The sequence below is a fragment of the Roseobacter ponti genome, assembly GCF_012932215.1.
GTDB classification, from domain to species: domain Bacteria; phylum Pseudomonadota; class Alphaproteobacteria; order Rhodobacterales; family Rhodobacteraceae; genus Roseobacter; species Roseobacter ponti.
Window position 1 is genome coordinate 2,772,920 of the sequence record NZ_CP048788.1, and the last position, 17,413, is coordinate 2,790,332.

At 60.8% G+C, this 17,413-nt stretch carries 15 protein-coding genes and 1 riboswitch; of the genes, 4 read left to right on the top strand and 11 right to left on the bottom strand.

Annotation, left to right across the window (positions count from 1 at the left end; translation table 11 throughout):
• Window positions 1–10: 10 nt before the first annotated feature.
• The 3 genes from glyS to G3256_RS13095 form a co-directional block, all read right to left on the bottom strand.
• Window positions 11–2,107, bottom strand: a complete 2,097-nt coding sequence (gene glyS, locus G3256_RS13085; RefSeq protein WP_169641242.1) for a glycine--tRNA ligase subunit beta — start codon at window positions 2,105–2,107, stop codon at window positions 11–13.
• Window positions 2,107–2,628, bottom strand: coding sequence for a DUF6446 family protein (locus G3256_RS13090; RefSeq protein ID WP_169641243.1), 522 nt, complete (start codon window positions 2,626–2,628; stop codon window positions 2,107–2,109). The genes glyS and G3256_RS13090 overlap by 1 nt, the downstream gene beginning before the upstream one ends.
• A 142-nt stretch (window positions 2,629–2,770) precedes the next feature.
• Complete coding sequence (locus G3256_RS13095) at window positions 2,771–3,712, bottom strand: glycine--tRNA ligase subunit alpha (RefSeq protein WP_169641244.1); 942 nt, start codon at window positions 3,710–3,712, stop codon at window positions 2,771–2,773.
• A gap of 159 nt (window positions 3,713–3,871) precedes the next feature.
• On the opposite strand from G3256_RS13095, the gene G3256_RS13100 reads away from it, so the two are divergent.
• Entirely contained in the window at window positions 3,872–5,632 is a 1,761-nt protein-coding gene (locus G3256_RS13100) for a serine protease (RefSeq protein ID WP_169641245.1), read from the top strand.
• A 2-nt stretch (window positions 5,633–5,634) separates the two neighbouring features.
• Here G3256_RS13100 and G3256_RS13105 read toward each other — a convergent pair whose 3' ends face one another.
• From G3256_RS13105 to metZ, 5 genes are all read right to left on the bottom strand, one after another.
• A complete protein-coding gene (locus G3256_RS13105) occupies window positions 5,635–7,209 on the bottom strand; it encodes a thiamine pyrophosphate-binding protein (protein WP_169641246.1) in 1,575 nt (524 codons plus the stop codon).
• A 1-nt stretch (window position 7,210) separates the two neighbouring features.
• Window positions 7,211–8,659, bottom strand: a complete 1,449-nt coding sequence (locus tag G3256_RS13110; RefSeq protein WP_169642439.1) for a TrkH family potassium uptake protein — start codon at window positions 8,657–8,659, stop codon at window positions 7,211–7,213.
• Window positions 8,660–8,737: 78 nt separating this feature from the next.
• Complete coding sequence (locus G3256_RS13115; protein WP_169641247.1) at window positions 8,738–8,974, bottom strand: hypothetical protein; 237 nt, start codon at window positions 8,972–8,974, stop codon at window positions 8,738–8,740.
• A gap of 179 nt (window positions 8,975–9,153) precedes the next feature.
• Complete coding sequence (gene folE2, locus G3256_RS13120) at window positions 9,154–10,257, bottom strand: GTP cyclohydrolase FolE2 (RefSeq protein ID WP_169641248.1); 1,104 nt, start codon at window positions 10,255–10,257, stop codon at window positions 9,154–9,156.
• Window positions 10,258–10,428: 171 nt separating this feature from the next.
• Window positions 10,429–11,610, bottom strand: a complete 1,182-nt coding sequence (gene metZ, locus G3256_RS13125; RefSeq protein ID WP_169641249.1) for an O-succinylhomoserine sulfhydrylase — start codon at window positions 11,608–11,610, stop codon at window positions 10,429–10,431.
• Window positions 11,611–11,670: 60 nt separating this feature from the next.
• Window positions 11,671–11,747, bottom strand: a riboswitch (SAM riboswitch).
• Window positions 11,748–11,864: 117 nt separating this feature from the next.
• Between metZ and G3256_RS13130 the strand changes: the two genes are divergently transcribed.
• The 3 genes from G3256_RS13130 to G3256_RS13140 all read left to right on the top strand — a co-directional run bounded on the left by G3256_RS13130 (window position 11,865) and on the right by G3256_RS13140 (window position 14,389).
• A complete protein-coding gene (locus G3256_RS13130) occupies window positions 11,865–12,863 on the top strand; it encodes an alpha/beta hydrolase (protein WP_169641250.1) in 999 nt (332 codons plus the stop codon).
• Window positions 12,847–13,551, top strand: coding sequence for a glutathione S-transferase N-terminal domain-containing protein (locus G3256_RS13135; protein ID WP_169641251.1), 705 nt, complete (start codon window positions 12,847–12,849; stop codon window positions 13,549–13,551). Before G3256_RS13130 ends, G3256_RS13135 begins: the two co-directional genes overlap by 17 nt.
• A 106-nt stretch (window positions 13,552–13,657) precedes the next feature.
• Entirely contained in the window at window positions 13,658–14,389 is a 732-nt protein-coding gene (locus G3256_RS13140; RefSeq protein ID WP_246227612.1) for a Crp/Fnr family transcriptional regulator, read from the top strand.
• On the opposite strand, the gene G3256_RS13145 is transcribed toward G3256_RS13140, so the two are convergent.
• The 3 genes from G3256_RS13145 to ftsY are packed head-to-tail and all read right to left on the bottom strand — an operon-like array spanning window position 14,386 to window position 17,404.
• On the bottom strand, window positions 14,386–14,994 hold the full coding sequence (locus G3256_RS13145) for an inner membrane-spanning protein YciB (RefSeq protein ID WP_169641252.1): 609 nt from the start codon (window positions 14,992–14,994) through the stop codon (window positions 14,386–14,388). The two genes, G3256_RS13140 and G3256_RS13145, sit on opposite strands and share 4 nt — an antisense overlap.
• A gap of 16 nt (window positions 14,995–15,010) precedes the next feature.
• Window positions 15,011–15,913 carry an EamA family transporter gene (locus G3256_RS13150; RefSeq protein ID WP_169641253.1) on the bottom strand — a complete coding sequence of 301 codons (903 nt, stop codon included), beginning with the start codon at window positions 15,911–15,913 and terminating at the stop codon, window positions 15,011–15,013.
• A 12-nt stretch (window positions 15,914–15,925) separates the two neighbouring features.
• Window positions 15,926–17,404 carry a signal recognition particle-docking protein FtsY gene (gene ftsY / locus G3256_RS13155; protein WP_169641254.1) on the bottom strand — a complete coding sequence of 493 codons (1,479 nt, stop codon included), beginning with the start codon at window positions 17,402–17,404 and terminating at the stop codon, window positions 15,926–15,928.
• Window positions 17,405–17,413 lie beyond the last annotated feature (9 nt).

The window sequence follows — 17,413 nt, forward strand, 5'->3', positions numbered from 1 at the left end:
AGAAATCGCCTCAGCCTGCAATCCGGGTCAGGTCCGCCACAGCCCCGCAGATGCGGGTGATCCGGCTTAGCAGGTTCAGCCGGTTCCGCCGTACGGTAGCGTTATCATCGTTCACCTGTACGGCGGTAAAGAAGGCATCAACCGGCGCGCGCAGACCGGCCATCGCAGCCATAGCTGTGGTGAAATCCTGCTTTTCCATCGCGGGGGTGATCCGGGCCTCGGCCTCGTCGAGCGCTTCAAAAAGAGCGCGTTCTTCCTCCGTCCGGGCAAACTTCGGATCTGCCCCGTAAGAGTATTCCACCCCGTCCGCTTCTTCGGCCTGCGTCAGGATATTATTTGCGCGCCGGAACGCCTGGATCAGGTTCTCGCCGTCTTCGGTATTCAGCACCTCCGACAGCGCCCGGGCACGTCTGACCAGAAGTGCGAGATCATCATTGCCCGGCATCGCGATGCAGGCGTCGATCACATCATGACGAATACCCTGATCGCGCAGGTACACTTTCAGACGGTCGTGGATGAACGAGAGCAGGTCGGCGGTGTCCGCAGTCCCCGCATCCCTGATATCTGCCAGAGTTTCGGTCGCCGCCGCAAAGGCATCCGTTAGTCTCAGCGTCAGATCATTTTCCAGCACGATCCGGATGACGCCGAGGGCTGCGCGGCGCAGCGCAAAGGGGTCTTTGCTGCCTGTGGGCTTTTCGTCGATCGCCCAGAAACCGGTGAGCTTGTCGATCTTTTCTGCCAGTGCCACGGCCACGGAGACCGGCGCGGTTGGCACATCATCGGTGGGACCGAGCGGCGCGTAGTGATCCCGCGCGGCATCTGCAACTTCACCCGCATATCCGGCCTCGCGCAGATAATACCGCCCCATCACCCCCTGGAGTTCGGGAAATTCATAAACCATTTCAGAGGCCAGGTCGGTTTTCGCCACACGTGCCGCCTGCGCGGCGGCGTCCGGGTCCGCACCCACCATCGGGGCCAGCGTATGCGCAAGTGACGACATCCGCGTTATCAGCTCCGCCTGGGTGCCCAGCCTGTTGTGGAAGGTCACATCACGCAGTTTGTCCATCCAGGGGGCCATGCCGTTGCCCGCATCAGCCCGTGATACGCGAAGATCATTGTCCCAGAAGAATTTCGCATCTGCCAGACGTGCCGAGAGCACTTTCTCATTGCCGGCGAGGATGGTCGCGCCGTTGTCTTTTGTTTCGCGGTTGGCAACGGTAACAAACCGCTCGATGCGCCCGGTCTTCGGATTGCGCACGGAGAAGAACTTCTGATGCTCTTTCATAGAGGTCTGCAGCACCTCTGCCGGCAGGTCGAGAAAATCTTCCCCGATCCGTCCCATAAGCACCACCGGCCATTCCACAAGACCCGCAACTTCCGCCAGAAGCTCCTGATCTTCAACGACTTCAAGGCCTGCAGCAAAGGCCTGGTTGGTTGCGTCATTCCAGATTGCATCAGCCCGTTCTGCCGGATCCAGCATGACGAAAGCCCGTTTCAGATTTGCGGCATAGTCCTCAAACGATGTGACGCTGAACCGGCCCGGCGCCATGAAACGATGTCCGGCTGTTGCGTCAGATGAAACAATCCCGTCCACATCGAGTGGTACGATCTCAGCACCTGCCTCATCGGTCAGGAGGCACAGAATGCTGTGCAGCGGCCTGACCCAGCGCAGGGACCCTGACCCCCAGCGCATTGATTTGGGCCAGGGAAAGCTGCGGATGGTCGTGGCCAGCACTTCTGCGATGATATCGGCGGCGGGACGCCCTGGCTTTTCGATCCGGGCGAAAAGCACCGGGCCTTTGGGCGTGTCGCGTTCTTCGAGATCGTCGCGGGTGAGCCCTGCGCCGCGCAGAAACCCCTCAATCGCCTTCTCCGGCGCATCGGCTTTCGGACCCTTGCGTTCCTCGACTGTGGTCGGGCTTTCCGACAGCAGGCCTTCGATGGTCAGCGTAAGCCTGCGTGGTGTCGAAAAGGCACCGGCGGAGGCATAGGTCAGACCCGACTCAACCAGCCCGTTCGTCACCAGCTTTTTCAGATCATCTGCCGCGCGTCGCTGCATGCGGGCGGGGATTTCTTCGGAGAAAAGTTCGATCAGCAGGTCAGGCATCAGTTGGTATCCCGATCAGGGCATTCTTCGCCTGTGACGGTCCCGTCATAGGCTTTCTCGCCGCAGTCATTTAGTTCGTGCCAGATGTATCCGCGGCCATCTTCGGTGATCGCCACGATACGGTCCACACCAAAGGCCACGTTCTTTTCGCCGAGAAAGGCGAGCGCCGTGCCCGCTTTGAGCTCATCCGCTATCTCCTGTGCGTCAAAGCAGTCGAACCACTCGGGCGCATTGCGCGGCACGGCCCGGTCGAGGCCCACATAGGTTTCTGTCAGCATCGGCAGGCCTGAGGGTGTCGTGAAACAGGCCCGAAAACGGATCGGAGAGCTGTCTGCATCAATGGCCTGAATGTTTTCTGCCAGGATCGGCACAGGCGCATCAGAGGTATAGGGCATCAGACGCACCTCCGTGAAATCCGCCGGGGCTTCCTCGTAAAAGCCGTAGATCTGCAGATAATAGAGTGTCGCACCGGCTATGAGCGCTGAAATCATAATGAATACTCCGACGATTTTGCCGCTCATGGCCTGTCGCACCGGGTAGCCGCATCAGACCGTTCGGCGTCGGACGACTTTGAGCTTTTCGACGCGCGGGCTGACTGCGCTGATACGCGCAGAACATCACGGACCGTGGCTCTACCGGGTGCGTGCAAAATACGAGCGCTGCTCATGCCGCGCTCTCCGGCGTCCATCCACCCGCCCGGGTCTGCACAAAAGCGTCCGCGCAGAGCTTTGTCAGCGCGCGGACACGCCCGATATAAGCCTGGCGCTCGGTCACCGAGATCACACCGCGCGCATCGAGCAGGTTAAAGATATGGCTCGCCTTTATCGCCTGGTCATAGGCGGGGTGCACCATGATGATGCGCCTGCCGGTTTTCGGATCGGTGTGTTCAGCCTCAAGAATGGTACGGCAGTGGGCCTCGGCCTCTTCGAAATGGCGAAGCAGAACGGCGGTATCGGCCGTGTCAAAGTTCCAGCGCGCGTATTCTTCTTCGGTCTGGCGGAAGATATCGCCATAGCTCAGCGGCACCGGCGTTTGCGGGTCATTGAACGGCATATCCATAACGTGATCGACGCCCAGAATATACATCGCCAGACGCTCCAGCCCGTACGTGAGCTCGCCCGAGACAGGCGCGCAGTCATGCCCGCCGACCTGCTGGAAATAGGTGAACTGGCTGACTTCCATCCCGTCGCACCAGACCTCCCATCCCAGCCCCCAGGCGCCAAGCGTCGGGCTCTCCCAGTCGTCTTCAACAAAGCGGATGTCATGCAGCGCCATGTCGATCCCGATTGCTTCAAGCGAGCCCAGATAAAGCTCCTGCAGATCGGGCGGGCTCGGTTTGATGAGTACCTGATACTGATAATAATGCTGCAGCCGGTTGGGATTTTCGCCGTACCGCCCGTCGGTCGGACGCCGCGATGGCTGTACGTATGCCGCAGCCCAGGGCTCGGTTCCGAGACTGCGCAGCGTGGTCGCCGGGTGAAAGGTACCCGCGCCCACTTCCATGTCATAGGGCTGCAACATTGCGCAGCCTTTCGACGACCAGTAACTCTGCAGTCTCAGGATGATTTCCTGAAAGGATCGTGGAGTGCTGACGGTCTCAGACATGGCGATGGCCTTTGGGATTTCCTGCGCGCCTTACCTACGTGCGTGCAGACAGGGCGTCAATCAGGCTGCACGCGATAATTTGACCCCCTGTCTTATGGTCAAAGCGCTGATTTCCTGTTTATGTGTGCGCGTTAACCAAAAGGCTGGAGCAGAGACGGAATGATGCGCTTACTGATTGCGGTTTTATTGTTTATTCCCGGTATGTTGTCACCGGTTTTTGCGCAGGGCGCCGGCGATGTGGTCTGGGTCCAGATCGAGGCGCGCCCGGATGCCGTTCAGGCTGCTGAGCGCGCAAGATCCTACGCCGGTCTGCTTGAAGACGTAAACGGGTTTGCGCTCGGCAACGGGTGGTACGCGATTTCGCTCGGCCCCTACACGCCGGACGACGCCGATCAGGTGCTGAGTGCCTACCGGCGGCAGGGTCTGATACCGCGCGACAGCTATATCGCACAGAGCTCCGCCTATGGCGCACAGTTCTGGCCTGAAGGCGAAAATATTCTCGGTCTCGGCGGGCTGTCTGTGTCCCCTGGTTCGGTGGCGGAGCCCGAGCCGCCTGTCAGCCCGGTCATTGCAGATGCCCCCGCCCCGCAGACGACCGCTCTGCCGGATGAAACCCGGGCAGAGGCACGCCGCAACGAACAGCTGCTGTCGGCGGCTGAGCGGCGTAACCTGCAGGTCGCACTGCAGTGGGCCGGATTTTACAATGGCGGGATCGACGGCGCCTTTGGCCGCGGCACCCGCGGCTCCATGGCCGACTGGCAGCGTGCCAACGGGTTTGAGCCCACCGGCGTGCTGACAACACAACAGCGTGCGGTTCTGCTTGAGCGCTATAATGCCATTCTCGCAGACCTCGACCTGCGCCGGGTACAGGATCAGACCGCAGGGATCGATATCAAAATCCCGGCGGCAAAGGTCAGTTTTGCAGAGTACAACCCGCCCTTTGCCCGCTTTGATGCAACGGACGGGTCGGAAGCAGCAGTTCTGCTGATCAGCCAGCCGGGCGACCGAGCAAAAATGGCCGCCCTCTTTGAGGTGATGCAGACGCTTGAGATTGTGCCGCTTGAAGGTCCGCGCGATCTGAAAAGAAACGGTTTCACGCTGATCGGGCGAAACGCGAAGATCGTCAGCGAAACGCGGGTCATTCTCGCGGATAATCAGATTAAGGGGTTCACCCTGATCTGGCCTGCGGGGGATGAAGAGCGCCGAACCCGGCTTCTGGGAGAAATGGACGCAAGTTTCACCAGCCTTGGCGGTGTGATGGACCCTGCAACCGGGTTTGATCAGCAGATCGATCTGGTGTCAGGGCTCGCCATCCGAAAGCCGCGCCTGTCGCGCTCGGGGTTTTATCTCGACCGCAACGGCACGGTTCTGACAACGGCCGACGCGGTTGAAGGCTGCACCCGCATCACGCTCGACAATTCATTTGAGGCGACGCCGGGCGCTGTGGACAGCGGGCGCGGCATTGCGATCGTACGGCCGAAAGAGACGCTGGCACCGCTGGCGGTTGCACTGTTCAGTCCCGCCGCACCCCGGCTGCAGTCAGAGATTGCTGTTGCGGGCTATTCCTATGAAGGGGTGCTGGGCGCACCGTCCGTCACTTTCGGGACGCTCTCGGAACTGCGCGGTCTTCAGGGAGAGCCGACGCTCAACCGGCTTGATGTATCCTCGCTGCCCGGCGATGCCGGCGGGCCGGTGCTGGATCAGACCGGCAACGTCTTCGGCATGCTGATGCCGGGACGCGACACCGACAGGCAGCTGCCAGAGAATGTCCGATTTGCGCTGACCGGTGCCGAGATTTCGGACTTTGTGACGACCGCGGGACTTAACGTCACCTTCAGCGTCGCAACCGAAGCGCGCGCGCCGGAGGATATCGCGTCGGGCGGCGCGGATATGACGGTGCTGGTAAGCTGCTGGGAGTAAACTCACCGGGGCTTTGAGATCTCCGGCGTCAGATAAATCAGTGTTGGCCCTTTTGCTTTGAAGGCTGCACGAACCGCAGCCTGCATCTCATCAGGCGTTTGCGGGGCAACTGCACGCGCCCCGAAAGCTTCGGCCAGTTTACAGAAGTCCGGGTTGTGCGCCACGACGGCATTGGGGGCAATCTGCGCGCGCACCATGCTGTCTTCGATCTCACCCAGCTTGCCGTTATCCCACAGGATGACCGGCAGGCTGAGCCCGAGTTCGACCGCCACGCCAAGCTCCTGCATCGTATAGTGAAACCCGTAGTCGCCGATAATGGCCATCGTCGGCAGATCCGGGCGCGCAATCGCGCCGCCGATGGCGGCAGGCAGTGCATATCCAAGCGTGCCAAAGCCAGTGGGATGGTGCCAGAGCCCCGGATTGTCCAGCGGCCAGATTTCTTTGGCGGCATAGGCGAACTGAGTCATGTCTGAGTAAATCGTCGTGAGGTCAGGCAGACATTTGCGCAGCGCATCCGCCACCGGCACAATCCCCGGGCGTTCAGCATCAACCTGCGCTTTCCAGCGCTTTTTCGCGGCATGCACCTCTGCGGCCTCCCATTCCGCAACGAGGGTATGACCTTCGAGCGCACCGAGCAGCCGGTCGAAGTATTCCGTTGCCCGGGCAATCACCGCGCGGTCGGTTTTCGGGTGCAGTCCGGCGGGGTCGATGTTGACCTCGATGGTCATGCCCGTGAGGCCCGGGTCATCACGCCAGAGATCCGTTTCAGCAAGCTCCGTGCCGACAAGCACCACGACATCTGCCGAGCGGATCACGTCCTCGCTTTCAGGCCGGGCCAGGGTGCTGCCGAAATTCAGTGCGTATGAGGCCGCAACACCCCGCCCCGCATAAGTTTCAAAGCAGGCCGCGCCAAGCTTCCTCATCGCGTCACGGGCGGAATAACCGGCCTCCACCGCCCCGCCCCCCAGAATAAACAGCGGACGTTTCGCGGATAGCAACGGATCGATCAGCCCGTCCGGGATTTCGGCCCCTGCCCGGGGAGCTACGCCGGTTTCGGGTGGTGGCGGCGGCGCGGCGGCCTGCAGCACAGAAATGGGGACCTGAATATGTTTGGGCCGTGCGCGCTGCGTCCTGAATTCGGTGAGCGCCCGGTCGATGAGCGCATAGGCTGCCCCGGGTGTGCGCGCCTCTTCCGACCAGTCGCAGACCGCCGCCGCGGCGGCTCGCTGGTCTTTCATCTGGTGCAGCTGGCCTCTGGTACCGGCGGTTTCATCCAGACAGGAGGAGATCACCAGCACCGGCACGGAATCCGAGTACGCCTGCCCCATCGGCGTCATGATGTTGCACAGCCCCGGCCCGGTGATCACATAAGCCACGCCCGGCCTGCCGGTGGCACGCGCATAGCCGTCGGCCATGAACCCCGCACCCTGTTCGTGGCGCGCCAACACATGGGTGATGCCCGCCTCTTCGATCCCGCGGTACATTTCCTGATTGTGCACGCCCGGAATGCCAAAGATAACATCAACCCCGCGCTCTCTGAGCATATGCGAAATCTGCGCGCCAAGCGGTCGTTGCATGTCAGGCTCTCCAGAAATTGACGGTCAGAATGGCGTAGACCGCAAGCAGTTCCAGCCGCCCCAGCAGCATCGCGATGGTCAGCATCCACTTGGCGGCATCATTGAGACCGCCGAAATTGCCCGCGGGCCCGATTTCATCGCCCAGCCCGGGACCCACGTTCGACAGTGCCGTTGCGGCGCCGGAAACGGAGGTGATGAAATCAAGCCCGGTCAGGCTCAGCGCCACCGATAAAAGCCCCAGCGTCACCACGAAGAACATGAAAAAGGACATCACCGAGCTCAGGACTTCTTCATCCACGGGTCGTTTGTCATAGCGCACAACAAAGACGCCATTGGGCGAGCGGATCCGGCGCAACTGCATCTTGATCGAGGCAAAGAGCAGCTGGTACCGGAAGATCTTGATCGAGCAGGTGGTGGACCCCGCACAGCCGCCGATGAGCCCGATGAAAAAGAACATCGAGACAATAAACGGGCCCCAGCCCATGTAATCGACCGACGCATAGCCGGTACCCGTCATAATCGAGACAGAATTGAACAGAGACTCGCGCAGAGACATGCTCCAGTGTTGCGGATAGACAAACACCAGGGCGACGGTCATCACCGCCACCACGACCGCAATGGTCGCAACGAAGACCAGCACTTGGCTGTCGCGCACGAGGGGCCGGCCGTGACCGTTGATCAGTTGCACATAGCGGACAAAGGGCAGTGCCGCGAGGATCATAAAGGCGGTGGCGGCATATTCAAAGCTGCCTTTGAAGGCACCGAAGGATTCGTCGTAATTGGAAAAGCCGCCTGTGGATACCGTCGTCAGCGCATGCACGGTCGCATCGAAAGGCTCCATCCCGAGGATCAGATAAACCATCGCACATGCCATCGTCAGGCCGAGATAGATCGACGAAATCTGGCTCGCGATCTGACCGGCCCGGGGCAGAATTTTGCCCATCGTATCAAAAGCTTCGGATTTGAAGATCTGCATGCCGCCGACCCGCAGCTCGGGCAGGAACACCATGGCGACAACAATGATACCGATGCCCCCCAGCCACTGCATGATACCCCGCCACAGGAGCAGCCCTTTGGGCAGATCCTGCAAACCGCTGAGCACGGTCGAGCCGGTTGTGGTCAGCCCCGACATCGCCTCGAAAAACGCATCGATAAAGCGCGCCTCGGTCGCGCCCAGCATAAACGGCAGCGCGCCGAAAAGCGGCAGAGCCACCCAGACTGAGGTGGTCAGCAGAAAGGTCTGCTGAATCGTCAGACCCTCTTTCACGCCATTGGCGCAGGCGACAGACATCAGCCCGCCGGTGAGGATGGTGATCAGAGCGGATTGTAAGAAGACCGGCCAGTGACCGCGGCCTTCCGCGATATCCACAAGCATCGGCAGCAGCATGGCCACGCCCAGCACGGCCACCAGCAAACCGATAACATATCCGACGGGGCGCAGGTCTAACATCAGCGCAGGGTTGGCCGGCAGACCAGCAACTGTCAAGCGCCGCTCTGCGGCCCGTCAGATATCTGTTTTTGGCGTGCCTCAGCTGTAGAAGAGATCGCCAAAGACTTCACGCACGATGTCGTCGCGTTTGATGTTCAGTGCGGCAAGCTCCTCGTCAGTTTTCGACTGCAGGTCCTGCACCTGGTGAAGGCGGCGGTTTGCCTCCGAGCTCAGCACGATCGAGTGGCCGAGCGAAGCAAAGAAACTGCGCAGCGTGCCCGCGACGGTGGCGATGACATCGCGTGAGCTGGCAAAGTGTACGTCCTGATAGGCCATGATGAACCTCTTACCTTTCGGGTGTTGCGTTACAGCCCGTATATAGGCAGCGAGGTCCGGATTAGAATTGCGCATTCTGCATAGCCGCTACCACCTTTGCTGCAGTGCGGCGTCAGTCGTAACGCAAAAAGCGCGCCCCGGCGGGCGCGCCCTGCACGACCTGCCGGGATCCCTGGTGATCAGCCGACGTGGAAGAGCGTGTTAAAGAGCTTGGGATCAATGCTTTCCGACGCAAATGTACCGCCCTCGACCAGCACGCTGACAGCGTCGTGGCTGTGCAGGCTTTCCTGATGGCTGGCGACCACGCGGAAATCACCGATGCGGACGTCTGCCTGCATCTGCTCGCAAAAGAGGCGCGCCGCGTCCTCGACAAAGATCGGATTGGCCGCGTTCAGTTCGGCAAAGGCCTGCTCGTCTTCACGCTTGACCATCACCTGGGTCTCTGTGGGTACAGCCCGGCGGCAGGCGTCGATGAGATCCTCGAACCACAAACAGCCCGCAGCCGTGTCAAGCTCAACAGAAACCCGCGCCACTGAACGCTGCGAATGCGGCGTGGCGAGTTGTCCGCGCGTGGCGCGCGCATGTTCTGAAAGCTCGAGCGAGCACGGGCAGGTCGAGGAATAGACGTAATCGAGGTGCATGATCTTTTTGCGCACCCCGCCCTGCTCCACCAGTTCCAGCGCGATATCGTAGTACTGATAACCCGACAGGCCCGAACGCAGGCTTTCCACCTTCATCGGGAAGCTGAAGCGCATCTGGATGCGCGCATCAAAGCTTTCCAGATCGGTGATGTAATCATCCAGCGCCGCTTCGATCACTTCAAAGCTGAAGGTTTCTTCTGCGTGCCGGTAAAAGCTGCGCATGATCCGGGACATGTTGATGCCCTTTTTGTCGGCCTCAAGGCTGACCGTGCCGGTCACGGATGCCTCAAGCGTCAGATCATTGCCGTCACGGGTATGAAAACGCACCGGCAGCCGGAAGTTTGAAATGCCGACGTGCTGGATCTGCTGTCTGGCGCCGCGGATCAGGCTCGACGGGCCGTTCTGCAGATCAGGCAGCGTCGCCTTATACCCCTCATCGATGGCAAACCCGTCGGGGTAATCGCGCGACAGGGCGGGGTAATCGACGGCATCAGAGCCCGGCACGAGCCGTGCAACCGACGGATCAAGTTCTAGTATTTCAGTTGCCGACGCGCCGCGGGCCCAGTCGCGCAACAGGCGCAGAGCGGCCTCTGCTTCATCGCGATCCGGTGCAGCATCAACTACGGGTGTGTGGATATTCATCGCTATTTCCCTTGTGACAACATGTGACTGTTATTTAGGGCGCCGGGGCGCGCTTGCCAATCATACTCACTTATACGTCAGTCAGCGACATCGGGATCAGTCGCAGACGCCCCGCACCCGACAAGGGGAAAAATTCCGCCTTTGCATCAGATATGCGGCGCGCCGCTCTGCTCAGGCCTGATCAAGCGCCGCCAGAATATCCGCTATCAGGTCATCCTCATGCTCGATACCGATACTGATCCGCACGAGGCCGGGCGTGATCCCCAGTGCCTCTTTCTGGTCTTCCGGCAGCCGCTGGTGAGTGGTTGTCGCCGGATGGGTCATGATCGTCTTTGCATCCCCGAGGTTGTTTGAGATCACGCCCACAGAGATCGCATTCAGAAAGCGGAAGGCAGCCTCTTTGCCGCCATGCAGATCGACGGAGAGCACTGTACCGCCTTCGCGCATCTGCCGTTTCACCAGATCGTGCTGCGCGTGGTCCGGATGTCCGGGATAGATAATGCGACGCAGTTTCGGGTGATCCTGCAGAGCCTTTGCAATGGCAGTGGCATTAGCGGTCTGCGCGCGCACCCTCAGGTCCATCGTCTCCAGTCCCTTGAGCATGACCCAGGCGGTAAAGGGGCTCATGGAGCCACCTGTGTGCTTCAAATAGGGCTCGACGGTTTTGCGGATGAACTCGCGGGTGCCAAGGATCACACCGCCCAGAGCGCGCCCCTGCCCGTCGATGTGTTTGGTCGCTGAATAGATGACCACATCCGCGCCCTGGGCGATGGCATCGGACCAGACCGGCGTGGCAAAAACATTATCGACCAGAACGGTTGCACCTGCCTTATGCGCCAGAGCGGATACTGCCGCGATATCAATGACCTGCAGCGTAGGGTTCGAGAGGGACTCAAAGAAAACTGCCTTGGTGCCGGGCCGGATGGCCGCCTCCCATTGCGCCAGATCCGTACCGTCGACAAAGGTCACTTCGACACCGTAGCGGGTCAGCACTTCTTCGAGCACGTAAAGGCATGAGCCAAAGAGCGCACGCGAAGACACCACATGATCACCGGCACGCAGCATCGACGTGAGCGCACCCGAGACCGCTGCCATGCCGGAGGCGGTTGCAAAGGCATCCTCCGCCCCCTCCAGAGAGGCGATGCGCTCCTCGAACATCGCCACTGTCGGGTTGCCGTATCGGGCATAGATGAACTCATCCGGACCGGCCTCGATAAAGCGCGCTTCGGCGGCCTCGGCACTGTCATAGACAAAGCCCTGGGTCAGGAAAATTGCCTCTGACACTTCGCCGTACTGGCTGCGCCGGGTGCCGGCATGAACCGCACGTGTGCGCTTGCTCAGATCTTTCGTCATCTCTTTCTCTCCCGGCCCCTTCGGGCACAAAAAAACCCCAGACGCGGCCAACGCGACGGGGGTTCCTCATCGGTGACCTTTTAGCGGAATATTTTACGTGGCCCGCAATCCGGTAACAAATCGCCACGCTCAAAGCGTTAGATCAACGGGTGTTGCGCGTCAACACCGTCACGTTGCTGTAACAGCATCTTCACAGGATTGTCGTATGCATATGAGAGACCTCAGCCACAACATCTTGTAGAGAGGGCGCCTCAATGCCGCTGCTCAGGATCAATGCGACCTCTCAGGGGTTCGCGCTGCATGACCCAGGTCAGTCCGCGCGCCTTCTGATCGCACGGCCCGGCAAGGGCACCGGCCCGGTGATCATCATGCTGCATGGCTACAAATACGACCCCTCCACCCATGCCCACTGCCCGCACCACAAAATCTTCGGCACCGGTCCGCGCAGCTGGCCGCAGGCTCTGGGCTTTGGCGCGGGCGATCCGCAGGAAGGGCTTGGTATCGCGCTTGGCTGGTATGCGCGCGGACCACTGGCGCGCGTGCACCGCCGGGCGCGCGATCTGGGCGGCAGCCTTGCGACAATCATCTCGCTTCTGCGGGCCAGCGCGCCGGAACGCCCCGTGCACATCATCGCGCATTCCATGGGCTCTGAAGCGGCGCTCAGCGCGCTGGAACACCTGCCCGCGGGTGCTGTGAGCCGGATTGTGCTGCTGACCGGGGCGAGCTTTGCCGGACGCACGCAACAGATGCTGCGCACCCCCGCCGGGCGCAGCACCGAAGTCTTTAATATCACCAGCCGCGAAAATGACCTTTTTGACTTGGCCTTTGAGCGGCTCGTACCGCGCGATTTTCCGGCAGACCACGCCATCGGCCAGGGCATCAGCGCTCCGAACGCCTGCACCCTGCAACTGGACTGCGCCCTTACCCTGGAGGCGTTGAGTGCTCTTGATCTGCCGGTCGGCGCGCCCTCGCGACGGATCTGCCACTGGTCCTCTTATACGAGGCCGGGCGTCATGGCGCTCTATACGCAGCTGCTGCGCTCCCCTGACAAGCTGCCCGCCGGTCTCCTGCGCAGGGCACTGCCCACCGGCACAGCGCCACGCTGGTCGCGGCTCTTTGCCGGCAGCGGTGGCAGTGCATGTCTGTCAGATGCTGCTCAGGCCCTGCCTGCTATGCCCCTTGCCCTGCGTGTGAAAAACCGCATCATGGCCGGCACACAAGCCCGGGGAAAAAATAATGAGCACGCCTGTTGATCTCTATTTCTGGCCGACACCAAACGGCTGGAAAACTTCCATCGCTCTTGAGGAGATGGGACTGCCCTATGAGACACATCTGATCAACATCGGCGCCGGGGATCAGTTCGCCCCGGAGTTCCTGAAAATTGCACCCAACAACCGGATGCCGGCGATTGTGGATCACGACGGGCCCGAAGGTGAACCGGTCTCAATCTTCGAATCCGGTGCGATCCTGCTTTATCTGGCGGAAAAGACCGGGCAGTTCGGCGGCAGTACCGCGCGCGAAAAAATCGCCGTGAATGAATGGCTGATGTGGCAGATGGGCGGTCTGGGACCGATGGCAGGCCAGGCGCATCACTTTCTGAAATACGCCCCGGCAATGGATCCGCCCAATGATCTTCCTTACGCCAAAGACCGCTATCGCAACGAGACCGCGCGGCTTTACGGTGTGCTCGACCGGCGCCTGGCGCAGAGCGAATATGTGGCCGGCGGGTTTTATTCGATTGCGGATATGGCGATCTGGGGCTGGGCCTCGCTCTGGGAAGGGCAGCAGCAGACGCTGGAAGACAAGCCGCATATGGCACGCTGGCTCGACGCTGTAAGCGCGCGACCGGGTGTGATCGCCGGACGCGCGCTTTACGCCGAAAAGCGCGGCGATTTCCGCAAGGACAGGAACGCGCAGGATAAACTCTTCAAACGAAGCTGATCCTCTGCGCAAATTGCGGAAAAACAGTACAAATTGTCTCGTTTTCCTTTGCATCAGTGGCGATTCTCCTCAAAGGTCCGGCTGGTTGACTTTGGGGAAGTGACGAGTGAACTACGTGCAAAGCATTATGCCGCCGGAGTACCTGGTGTTTCTGGCCGGTGCTTTTTACGTTGCCGGCCTCGCAATCACGAACCAGATCGTGCTGCGGCTTTTCGTGCTCGTCGGCACAGGAATATATATTCTCTACTATGCGATCATCGCCGACCGGCCGCTCTGGGAAGCGATCCTGGTGAGTCTTCTGATCGTTGCGGCCAACCTCTGGGGTCTTACCAGTCTGCTTGCGCGTAGTTCACGTTTTGCCATTCCGCGGGCCCACCGGGATATCTATGTCGCCTTCCCGCGCCTGCCGCCCGGTGATTTCCGCGCGCTGATGAACCTCGCGACGCGCTACACCGTTGCGGAAGACAAGCAGATCACTGAGGAAGGCGCTCCCGGCACCCGGCTTTACTATGTCATCAGCGGCTCGACCCTCGTGCGAAAATCGGATCAGGCCTTTGTCCTGCCGGCGAACCTCTTTCTGGGCGAGATCGCCTTTCTGACCGGTGTGCCCAGTTCTGCCTCAACCTGGCTCGAAGAAGGTGCGGAGGTTCTGGAGTGGGAGTTCGGTGATCTGCGTCGCAAATGTGCCCGCAGCGCGCGATTCCGGCTCGCGCTTGAGGCTGCGATTTCGCTCGATCTCGCGGATAAAGTCGCCCGCTCCATGGGGCGGGATGCCGTGCGGGTCGATGAAATCCCTGAGCCGATCGTCGACGCCCTGCAGCGCGTGCATCCAAACTAGCTGTCGTCGGTCGTCTCGTCGCTGATCAGATAGGGCTGCAGCGCCATAAACTGCCACATCAGAAACGCCATCAGAGCCACCGGAAAGGCAAAGGTCTCGATTTTGACCCAGGCATCCGTGGACATGGTGCGCCAGATGATCTCGTTGGCCACGGCCATCACCGCAAAAGCAGCACAAAGCCGGCGCGTCAGGATCATCCAGCCCTCCTCGCGCATCGGCATCATGTCGTTCATGACATAGGCCAGCCACGACTGACCCCGCATCAGCCCGATCCCCAGCAGCACCGCAAAGAGCCCGTAGACGATGGTGGTCTTCATTTTGAAGAACCGCTCATCGTTGAACCAGGCCGTAAGCCCGCCGAAGAAAATCACCATAACGGCTGTGAAGACCTGCATCCGGCTGAGTTCTCCGGTGAGTTTCCACAGGATCGCCATGGCCACCAGCAGGATGGGCACGAAGACAATCGCGGCCACGATAAACCCGGTGTATTCAGTGCCGCCAAAGGTAAAGACGTCATCGCGGATCCGCAGGTAAATCAGGAAAAACGCAATGGTCGGGCCCAGTTCGAGCACCTGTTTTACGATCGGGTTTATCGGTTTGGCCACGTATCCATCCTGCTTTTTATCCGCCCATCTCAACTATCACAGCGCCCAGAGCAATCAATGCCATAAGGGCAATCCGTCGCGGGCCCACTGTTTCGCGTAAAAACAGCCAGCCGATGATCGCGGCAAAGACGGTCGAGGTTTCACGCAGCACGGCCGCTTCGCCCACCTTGTCAAGCCGGGTCGCCATCATCACAGCGCCAAAGCTGCAAAAGGCCACCAGCCCGCCAAAAACGCCCTTGATCATCAGCGGCGGCAGCTCCGGCCGGTTTGCCATCCGCTGCCAGCGGCGCGCTGCAATGACCGGCATCAGAAAGCCGTCGATCATGAAAAACCACGCAAGGAACGTGAAGGGATTGGCCGTGGCCCGGATCCCGTAGGCATCCCACGTGGTATAGAGGGCCACGAAAAGCCCGGTCATCACCGCGAGCCCCAGGGCTGCGTTCAGCGTATCGCGTTCTGAGACCAGAAAGATCATGTTATAAACCGCCAGCCCGAAGATACCCGCGAGAAGCACCGCGACCCCCAGCCACTGTGTGCCGGTAAAGGTCTCTTCAAAGATCAGATAGGCCCCGATCACGGTAAAAAGCGGCCCTGTGCCGCGCACTACCGGATAAACGACGGTATAGGCCCCTTTGGTATAGGCCCAGGCCTGCAGCAGTTTATAGATAACGTGGATGACCCAGACGCCCGCGAAAATGGGCCACATATGCGGCTCGGGCCATGGCACCACAAAAAGCGCAAAGGGTGCGGCCATCACCATATACGAGAAATCGATTGCGCCACGGGTCAGCCAGGGGTCATGACGCCCCTTTTGCAGCGCGCCGAAAACCGCATGCAGAAAGGCAGCCATCAGCGCCAGCACCAGCGCCACCTGGTGCCCGGTTTCCGTGCCCTCGATGGAGATCAGCCATTCGGTCATGGTGCGCGCGGCTTACGTCCGCTCCACCCCCATCAGCGCGTCGGCAAACTCTTCGGGATCAAAGGCGTCGAGGTCGTCGATCTGCTCGCCAATGCCTATGGCATGAATGGGCAGGCCGAATTTATCGGCCAGCGCCACAAGCACACCCCCCTTTGCGGTACCATCGAGCTTGGTCATCACCAGCCCGGAGACATCCGAGATATCGCTGAAAACTTTCACCTGGTTGAGCGCGTTCTGGCCTGTCGTCGCATCCAGCACCAGCAGTGTGTTATGCGGCGCGCTTTCGTCTTTCTTGCGGATCACGCGGACGATTTTAGCAAGCTCTTCCATGAGATCACTGCGGTTCTGCAGCCGTCCTGCAGTGTCGATGAGCAGCAGATCGGCGCCGTCGGCCTGCGCGCGGCCCATGGCGTCAAAGGCAAGGCTTGCGGGGTCCGAGCCCTCGGGCGCCGTCAGCACGGGCACACCGGCGCGGTCGCCCCAGACCTGCAGCTGTTCGACGGCGGCGGCGCGGAAGGTATCACCGGCGGCGATCACCACCTTTTTGCCGGCCGCGCGGAACTGGCTGGCGAGTTTGCCGATGGTCGTGGTCTTGCCCGAGCCGTTCACGCCCACCACCAGAACTACCTGCGGTGTTTTCGGATAAAGCGGCAGCGGGCGGGCCACGGGCTCCATGATCCGGGCAATTTCGGCTGACATCAGTTCTTTAATCTCGGCGACGGAGAGTTTCCGCCCTATATGCCCTTCAGCCATGTTCGCCACCACACGCAGGGCGGTATCAACGCCCATATCCGCGCTGATCAGCAGCTCTTCGAGCTGTTCTAGCATCTCGTCATCGAGCGTGCGGCGCACCACGGTCTGCGGTGCCGCCCGGCCAAAGAGCCGCCCCAGCATGCCCGGTTTCGCCGCCGGTTCAGCCGGTCTGTCTTCGCGCAGGACCGGAGAAGAAGCCACCTCAGTACGCGGCATCACGAGCGGCGCGCGGGTTTCTTCTTCGGGTTCGGGTTCGGGTTCGGGTTCGGGTTCGGGTTCGGGTTCGGGTTGAATGGTTTCCGGGACGGGCATCGGGTCAAGCGTTTCCTCAGCCAGCGGGGCCTCATCTGCCGGCAAAGGTGCAGGCTCCGGGTCAACGGCCTCGGGAACCGCCTCCACAGCGGCCGCAGGCGCCTCCATCATATCATCTGCGGACGGCACCACCTCTTCTTCATCCCCGTCGGCCTCCCGATCGTCCTGTGGCAGCGATGGTGCGGGCGCTTCGTCTGTCGGAAGAGGTGCCGCTTCGGGGACGGGGTCCATGCGCTGTGCATCAGTCGCGGCAGATTCGGCCTCAGGCGCTGCTTCCGGCACGCCATCAACGGATGGATCCTGCACTTCCGGGACCGGGGCGACAGTTTCTTCCACGCCGCCATCAGTTACAATCGCTTCCAGACCCTCATCGATCTTTGAGGATGATTTGAAGAGACGATCTTTGAGTTTTTTGAAAAACGCCATGGCTGCGGC

Excerpts from the sequence above, each read along its gene's own strand:
- glyS (WP_169641242.1), bottom strand. The coding sequence starts at position 2,107 with ATGCCTGACCTGCTGATCGAACTTTTCTCCGAAGAAATCCCCGCCCGC.
- G3256_RS13090 (WP_169641243.1), bottom strand. The coding sequence starts at position 2,628 with ATGAGCGGCAAAATCGTCGGAGTATTCATTATGATTTCAGCGCTCATA.
- G3256_RS13095 (WP_169641244.1), bottom strand. The coding sequence starts at position 3,712 with ATGTCTGAGACCGTCAGCACTCCACGATCCTTTCAGGAAATCATCCTG.
- G3256_RS13100 (WP_169641245.1), top strand. The coding sequence starts at position 3,872 with ATGATGCGCTTACTGATTGCGGTTTTATTGTTTATTCCCGGTATGTTG.
- G3256_RS13105 (WP_169641246.1), bottom strand. The coding sequence starts at position 7,209 with ATGCAACGACCGCTTGGCGCGCAGATTTCGCATATGCTCAGAGAGCGC.
- G3256_RS13110 (WP_169642439.1), bottom strand. The coding sequence starts at position 8,659 with ATGTTAGACCTGCGCCCCGTCGGATATGTTATCGGTTTGCTGGTGGCC.
- G3256_RS13115 (WP_169641247.1), bottom strand. The coding sequence starts at position 8,974 with ATGGCCTATCAGGACGTACACTTTGCCAGCTCACGCGATGTCATCGCC.
- folE2 (WP_169641248.1), bottom strand. The coding sequence starts at position 10,257 with ATGAATATCCACACACCCGTAGTTGATGCTGCACCGGATCGCGATGAA.
- metZ (WP_169641249.1), bottom strand. The coding sequence starts at position 11,610 with ATGACGAAAGATCTGAGCAAGCGCACACGTGCGGTTCATGCCGGCACC.
- G3256_RS13130 (WP_169641250.1), top strand. The coding sequence starts at position 11,865 with ATGCCGCTGCTCAGGATCAATGCGACCTCTCAGGGGTTCGCGCTGCAT.
- G3256_RS13135 (WP_169641251.1), top strand. The coding sequence starts at position 12,847 with ATGAGCACGCCTGTTGATCTCTATTTCTGGCCGACACCAAACGGCTGG.
- G3256_RS13150 (WP_169641253.1), bottom strand. The coding sequence starts at position 15,913 with ATGACCGAATGGCTGATCTCCATCGAGGGCACGGAAACCGGGCACCAG.
- ftsY (WP_169641254.1), bottom strand. The coding sequence starts at position 17,404 with ATGGCGTTTTTCAAAAAACTCAAAGATCGTCTCTTCAAATCATCCTCA.